Here is a 6,870-nt window from a genome sequence, read left to right as displayed (position 1 = left end):
AACTTCCCACGCTTGACAAGGCCGCAATCAGAGAACGCTCTACAACCGCTGGAAGCGTTGGAGCGATAGGTGGATCTTCGCAAAGATGATGACAGGACTGGCCGCCGAGCACGGCGAGAAGAAGACCGTGATGATCGACGCGACTTACCTGAAAGCCCACAGAACGGCGTCCAGTCTGGGCGTCAAAATGGGGGGCGCGGCCGCCTGATTGGACGCACCAAGGGCGGTATGAACACCAAGCTGCACGCCATCTGTGACAGTCAGGGGCGGCCGATCGATTTTTTCGTCTCTGCCGGACAGATCAGTGATTACATTGGCGCGCGGGCGCTGTTGAGCAGCCTGCCAAACGTCAAATGGTTGCTCGGAGACCGCGGCTACGACGCCGACTGGTTCCGAGAGGCCTTGCAAGACAAGGGGATACGCGCCTGCATCCCAGGTCGGAAACAACGCAAGACCCCGGTCAAATACGACAAGCGCCGCTACAAACGCCGCAACCGGATCGAGATCATGTTCGGCAGGCTCAAGGACTGGAGGCGCGTCGCGACCAGATATGACAGATGCCCCAAGGCATTCTTCTCCGCCATCGCTCTCGCCGCACTCGTCATCTACTGGCTGTGAAACTCAATGAGTCCAGAGCCTAGGTAATCTTACATCATGTTAATGATGCATCAAATTTCGTTGCTCTTATGAAGACTGCAACATCTTTCGCTGTCTGCGCCATGGACCTGAAACATGTTCTTCGCTAGAACCAGCCCGACCGTGATAATCTCCAACATGACCGCCTCCCAATACGGATTGTTGCGATCCCACCTTGGCACGTCGATGCCGCCGGGGGGCGGTTACAGCATCAGAGCCCTTGAAGACATCCGAAGGTTGTTCTTGTTTTGATGACCGTTCGTCAAAGTCGAGCACGGCGAAGTGGTCGTGAGATCGACGAAGACCTATTGCCTGCGCGCACCGTCGCATCGGTGAAACCCCACCAAAGGTACACATTGGTACCGCATTGTGCGATCAATGCATGAACATACACTGCACTCGATTTGCCGTAACTATCGGGTTTTATTCAGAATCATCAAGAAATACTGGACGACTCATACTCCTGCAGCTTTCCACATCCTGAACCGCTCTTGCCCTGTCACCTCGCGGATCAAACCGCTTGCCTCCATCCACGCCAGATTGCGCTGAACGGCGGCGCGACTGGCTCCAGTCATGGCCTCAGCCATTGGGGCGGAGACCAAGGGCCACTGGGAAAAGGCTTTCCGCAAGGCGACCGGCGTACGGCCAGACAATTGCGCCATGACGCTTTCTGCCCACCCGGTCCACGCCTCGATATCGTCAAGTGTTCGCATCGCCGTTAGAATTGCGCTGTTCATCCCATCAAACCAGCGGACCAAGCGTTCCGTTGGCAAGCCCGAGGCACGCAGCCCCCCTGCCCCGCCCATGGCGAGCGGTGCAAAGATGGCACCGCTTCCGTCGCTTGCCGCGATCCTGGACGCGGTGACGGCGGCTTCCATCTGGTCGCCGTGCTGCCCGAGGCCCGCCAGGCTCCAGAGATGAAAGCCCATGCAAGCCCGCGTGATTGGGTGGAGCTCGGCTGCTGCGGCCATTACGTCCAGCCATCCGCCCGCGCGATCTTCGAAACGCTCAGCGCTGCCTTCAATGTTCTCGGGATCGCGGCGATCCAGGAAGGCGGCCAAGTCAGCCTTCGGTCCGGGACCGCCTGTCAGACGCCGAACAGCCCATCCAACTCTTGCCAGGGCATTTGGGTCATCCTGTGCACCTGACAGCCGCATCGATATCCAAAGCGCCAGACGATCAGAACTCACCCGATCCCCTGCGAACCAGCTAAGGTCTGCTGCCTCGATAAGAGCGAGGCGATGCCGCCAGCCTTCCGGGCCACGCAGCAGCCGGTCATCCAGAGCACCCAAGCGTCCAGCCACTCTTGCCAGTCGCGCAGCGTGAACGCCTTCTGCCTTTGCCCAGTCTTCGATGACGGCAGTGTCCGGCGGTTCCGCACGCGGCCCGGGAGGCAAATCATCTGGTTCTTCTTCGATTGGCCCAGGCAGAAACCAGAGATCCTCGTCGTTGTCGCAATTGCTTTGCCGTTTCATCAAAAAGTTCTTACAGGATTTCAGTAGGATGAAGCGTAATCCGACGTGGTACTTTATGTTCCGATTTCAATTTTTAGCTCGCGTTTCAACAAGCGAGAACATGGGGCAGAAGATGGGGTTTAGAAACCGTGGAGCGGCGGGTTCATGACGCTGCGCGAAAATGAAGCGTCTGACGAGGCTTGGGCCAAGGCAACGCGTATCGCGCGAGAGCTGGATCGCATTTTGGACGGGCAAGAGCCTATGCGCACCGCAGTTTCTCGGGCCGCATCCGAATTGCGTCTCTCGACGCGCCAAGTCTACAACCACCTGCGCCGATATCGTACCGAACGTCGGGTGTCTTCGCTGTTGCCAAAGACAGGTGGAGCTAGGCGCGCAAGGATCAGCCCGGCTGTTGAGGAAATCACTTCGGCAACCCTTCGGGAGATGTGGCTTCAGCCCGAGCAACCGGACCTTGCGCCGATTGTCGATGAAATCCGTGCCCGTTGTGTCAGCGAGGGTCTTGATCCGCCTGCCTATGTCACCGTATCCAAGCGTATCCCGCGCCTGTTCTCGCCCGAGGAGATTGCCCGACGGCGACATTCAGGAGGGAAAAGCCTGCGGCGTCTGAAACCCCGCCCAGGCTATATCCGGGCCAACCACGCACTCGATGTCGTCCAGATAGACCATACCCCCGCCGACATCCAGTTTGTGGAAGTCATCGATGGTCAGGGCATCTATATCGGACGCCCCTATCTCACTATCGCAGCCGATGTTGCAACAAGCGCGATTATCGGCTTCTGCCTGACCCTTGAACAGCCTTCACGCCTGTCGGTCGCCCTCTGTCTGGCGCAGGCGATGTGCCGCAAGGAGGACTGGCTGGCAGCGCGCGACATCAATCATTCCTGGCCGATGTTTGGCCGCCCGAAGAAGGTCGTCGTGGATTCCGCCATGGAATTCAGAAGCACCAGTTTCATCCGGGGTTGTGCCGAGTACGGGATTGCAATTCAAAGCCGGAACAAGGGGACCGTCCATCGTGGCGGGGTTGTCGAACGGCTTCTCGGCAAGGTGAATACGGTGCTGCGCTCCCTGCCTGGCAAGACCGGGCGTTCCATCGCGGATCGGGGTGAATATCTGTCCGAAGACCGTGCGAGGCTCAGCTTTGCAGACCTCGAACGCTGTATCGCGTTGGCGATCATCGATCACAATCTTAGCCAGAATGAACGCAAGCTGACGGTCCCGACCATTGAATGGATACGAAAATGCCGTCAGCCGGATGGCCCGGAAGACAGCCCTTTCGACGTATTGCTCAGCTTTCTCCCGAACAAGACACGCAGGATTTCTCCTCAAGGTGTCAGCCTGTTTGCCAACGACTATTTCGATCCATGGCTGGGTCCATTGGTCGCCCGCCGTGATCGATTGGATGCTCTCGATGTTCGTTATGATCCTCGGGACATTAGCCACATCTACATCAAGGATCCCGATACAGGAGCCTGGCGCCCTGTGGCGCGTCGGGATGGACTGCTTGAAGGGGTCACCCTCTGGCAGCACAGGGCCGAGAGAAGCCGAGCGCGCGAAACCGGTCGGCGCCCGATTGAGGAGAAGACCGCGATCCGCCGCGAAATCGCGGCGACCGTAGATGCCTCGGCATCGAAGAAGCAAAGGCTGAAGGAAGTCGCACGGGCCAGGCATGCGGCTCATGCGCCGAAACCCTACCAGAGCCTCACTTCTTCCCCGACACCAATCCGCGAAACGCCTGACCCTGAGCGCCCGCGCCGCGTCTTTCCGGTTGAGGATTGGTGAAATGACTGATCACCTCCTGGACTCCGCCGCATCACTTCTTGATGCCGGTGACGCGTGCCGCATCGCCCATATCCGGACGGCCCGTTGGATCAGCCATCCGGTGGCAAGTCGCGCCCATAACGCCATGAGTCTGCTACTCGATCGGCCAGTAACCTTGCGTCCCAGAGGGCTCTTGCTGACAGGCCCCTATCACAACGGCAAGACGATGATCGCCGAACGCTTTGCGATTGAACATTTGCGGCAGTCAGAACGTCAAAGGATCTGGGTGATCCAGACCCGAGAAGGTGCCGGACTGTCTCACTTCTATGCCAGCATTCTTGCCGGGTTGCGCGCGCCTCAGGCATCTGGTTGGCGGAGCCTGTCGCGCGCGGGCGAGCAGGTGGATCATTTGCTGGACAGCTTGAAACCCCGCCTGCTCATCTTCGATGAGTTTCACAGCGCCCTTCGAGGGCGCCGACAGGACGTGAAGGCTATCTTTTCGTTCCTGCGCGCCGTATCGCACGTGTCCACGACATTTCGCCCGTACTGGTTGGCGAGGTTGCGGTCTATGACGCGGTACACGACACCGAGGAAATGGGATCGCGGTTCGATACGATCCCTGTTCCCAGATGGGCGTATGACGAGGATTTCGCGACGCTCCTCGATAGTCTTGAGACCAGCATGCCTCTCGCCCGAGCCTCGGACCTGTCGCGACCGTCACTGGCCGAGATCATCCATGATTTGTCAGAGGGCTTGATCGGAGAGGTCGTCGATATCGTGAGCAACGCGGCTATCAAGGCGATAAGGAACGGCGAGGAACACATTTCTGAAGCGACCATCACCACTCTTGGTTATACGCCCCTGTCGAAACGCCGAAATGCTCCTTTGCGCCGCGAAATGATTTGAACCAGTCTGCGTCCGAGATCACAGTCACACCTGCGCGCGACTACGGCAACGAGGTGGGGCAAGGCTGGCCCGTCGTTGTCGCACCGGTACCCGGAGAGTTGCTGTCGAGCTGGTTGCATCGGCTGGCCATGGCCAATGGAATTCCTCCTCAATATTTTGGGCGGGTTCTGGATGTCGCAGGTGCAGATTGGTCTGCGAAGCTTGATCGAAATCTTCCCGGACGGGTCCTCAGTTTGCTGGTCGAGCGAACCCGGTTGCCCGCCGAGGAGATTGATGGCCTGGCTTTGCACCGCGACCCGCTGGCCCGGTTGCGAGTGCGGCTGATCACAGGATCAGGAGATGCCCGCACATCGACCGCTCGGGTCAATCGCCTGCAATATTGCCCGGCATGCCTGAAAGAGGATCGCGCACCGTTCTTCCGGCGCGGCTGGAGCCTGGCGACGCGCGTTTCCTGCTTTCGGCATGGATGCCGCTTGCGCGACCAATGCCCTGCCTGCGGCGGCGGCATTGCGCCTGCTCGACAGAACCGGCTTCTGCCGCAACATTTCTGCGTCTGGTGTGATGCTGATCTCCGAAAACCCACCCTGCCCGCCGAGTATGATGTGCAGCGTCTCGAACGGCTCATCGACGATTTGCTTCGAATGCATGTTGCGGGACATGGACGGCATGGAAAGACATCCCTGCCCGCCATGCTTGGGGCGGCTTGTTTCACGTTCAATCGCCAGCCGACGTCAATTTCGCGCTTGCCGCACCGGGTCCGCTACGAATTGTTCCGCCAGTTGGCCGATGGAATGACGCACGTCCAAAAACGTTCCGTGCATCCTGCAATTGATCTCTGGACCCGCATTGCACGGGCTGCGCCCAAGCAATCCGACTTGGTGGCGTCATTGAGTGCAGAGATCACGTCACAGATCACACCGGGAACAAAGACGCGCTCCAGACATCCTGATTTGGCGGACTTACAACAGGTCATCGTTCGCCTTCATTCAAACCGCCGCACATCATTGGCAACGGCTATGCCTGCGAATTGATGACCCCTGCATCCTCCATCTGCTCCCGATCGGGCAGGTCCTGCAGCGACTCCAGATCGAACGCGACCAGGAACTGCTCCGTCGTCACATAGGTATAGGGTGCTCCACGCCGCGGCGACCGTGGGCCGGTTCCGATCAACCCGCGCGCATGCAGTCGCCCGATCAGATCGCGGCTGATCTCCTTGCCGAAGATGTCCTTCAGCCCGTCCCGTGTGACCGGCTGGTGGTAGGCGATGGCAGCGAGCACCGCGACATCGTATTCGTCCAGGTCCAGAAGCTGTTCGCCCACATCCGCAGCGGCCCTGATCGCCGGGGCGTAGGTGGGCCGCGTGCGCAACATCCAGCCGCCGGCCACCTGCGCCACTTCGAAGGATCGTCCTTCGAGATCGGCGACCAGGTCTTCGACCAACAGATCGACCGAAGCCCCCTGCCCCACCACGCGCGCGAGGTCCTCGCGCGGCACCGGCGATGCACTGGCGAAGAGAACGGCTTCAATCCGCCGCATCCATTCACGCCAGCGCAATTCGGTTGGCAGATCGTCCAATTCCCGATCGAAGTCAGTTTCGGCTTGATCCTTGGCCTTTTTTGGTGGTCGCATGTCCGAACCGCGAAACCGGTTCCCACTTTCGCTGGACATGCTCATGCTCACATCCCGTAGAGCCGGAACGTGTCGCGGCCGGTCAGCTCGCGCACCGCGCCGAGATCGACCAACCGGTCACAGAGCCGCCGTGCGGACCGGTCCGGTAGTGGGAGGGCCGCAGGCGCGACGGCATTTTGGGTCAGGAACATCGCGACGGCGGCCTCTGCGCCCTTGGCGCGCAGCTTCGGCGCGACCGCTTTGAGATGCGCTGCCCGCCGCGCGAGGTCAGTTGAGAGACGCGCGGCATCGACCGCCGATGAGACGAGCGCACGATGACAAGCCGAGCGTAGGCATTTGCCTCGCTTGCGCATGTCGGCGCGTTTCAGGCCTGCTGCCAGAAGCGGCACGACATGATCCCAACTGTCGCGTTGCCCTTTAATCGGCTCTGCCTCACTTTGTGTGGTCAAACGGTAGCATTCTTGCC

At 59.8% G+C, this 6,870-nt stretch carries 6 protein-coding genes and 3 pseudogenes; 6 read left to right on the top strand and 3 right to left on the bottom strand.

The features are described from left to right. Positions 1 to 31 precede the first annotated feature (31 nt). Positions 32 to 618, top strand: a pseudogene (locus tag ATO3_RS28170) (IS5 family transposase); the annotation flags it as partial. Between the two features lie 473 nt (positions 619 to 1,091). Here ATO3_RS28170 and ATO3_RS28165 read toward each other — a convergent pair. Then, a complete protein-coding gene (locus ATO3_RS28165) occupies positions 1,092 to 2,111 on the bottom strand; it encodes a hypothetical protein (RefSeq protein ID WP_088653041.1) in 1,020 nt (339 codons plus the stop codon). Between the two features lie 144 nt (positions 2,112 to 2,255). Here ATO3_RS28165 and ATO3_RS28160 point away from each other — a divergent pair, with 144 nt between their 5' ends. The 5 genes and pseudogenes from ATO3_RS28160 to ATO3_RS28150 all read left to right on the top strand — a co-directional run bounded on the left by ATO3_RS28160 (position 2,256) and on the right by ATO3_RS28150 (position 5,806). Then, the gene (locus ATO3_RS28160; RefSeq protein WP_088653040.1) at positions 2,256 to 3,890 is read left to right on the top strand and encodes a Mu transposase C-terminal domain-containing protein; all 1,635 of its coding nucleotides are present in this window, start codon (positions 2,256 to 2,258) and stop codon (positions 3,888 to 3,890) included. Beyond that, positions 3,778 to 4,326: pseudogene (locus tag ATO3_RS29625) on the top strand (TniB family NTP-binding protein); the annotation flags it as partial. The gene ATO3_RS28160 and the pseudogene ATO3_RS29625, both read left to right, overlap by 113 nt. Positions 4,327 to 4,385: 59 nt before the next feature. After that, positions 4,386 to 4,451 (top strand): annotated as a pseudogene (locus tag ATO3_RS29620) (hypothetical protein); the annotation flags it as partial. Positions 4,452 to 4,463: 12 nt separating this feature from the next. After that, on the top strand, positions 4,464 to 4,775 hold the full coding sequence (locus ATO3_RS29435; RefSeq protein WP_233152361.1) for a hypothetical protein: 312 nt from the start codon (positions 4,464 to 4,466) through the stop codon (positions 4,773 to 4,775). Then, the gene (locus tag ATO3_RS28150; protein ID WP_088653039.1) at positions 4,772 to 5,806 is read left to right on the top strand and encodes a TniQ family protein; all 1,035 of its coding nucleotides are present in this window, start codon (positions 4,772 to 4,774) and stop codon (positions 5,804 to 5,806) included. The genes ATO3_RS29435 and ATO3_RS28150 overlap by 4 nt, the downstream gene beginning before the upstream one ends. Here ATO3_RS28150 and scpB read toward each other — a convergent pair. Then, positions 5,790 to 6,404: an SMC-Scp complex subunit ScpB gene (scpB, locus tag ATO3_RS28145; protein ID WP_088653042.1), complete on the bottom strand. Its 615-nt coding sequence runs from the start codon at positions 6,402 to 6,404 to the stop codon at positions 5,790 to 5,792. The two genes, ATO3_RS28150 and scpB, sit on opposite strands and share 17 nt — an antisense overlap. Before the next feature lie 47 nt (positions 6,405 to 6,451). Next, on the bottom strand, positions 6,452 to 6,870 hold a 419-nt coding region (locus ATO3_RS28140), incomplete at its 5' end, for a DUF1403 family protein (RefSeq protein ID WP_143747420.1).

Source organism: Marinibacterium profundimaris, assembly GCF_002210095.1.
In the GTDB taxonomy this organism is placed as follows: Bacteria; Pseudomonadota; Alphaproteobacteria; order Rhodobacterales; family Rhodobacteraceae; genus Marinibacterium; species Marinibacterium profundimaris.
The sequence above is the reverse complement of the archived record's forward strand: the minus strand, read 5'-3'. Positions and strand labels throughout refer to the sequence as shown.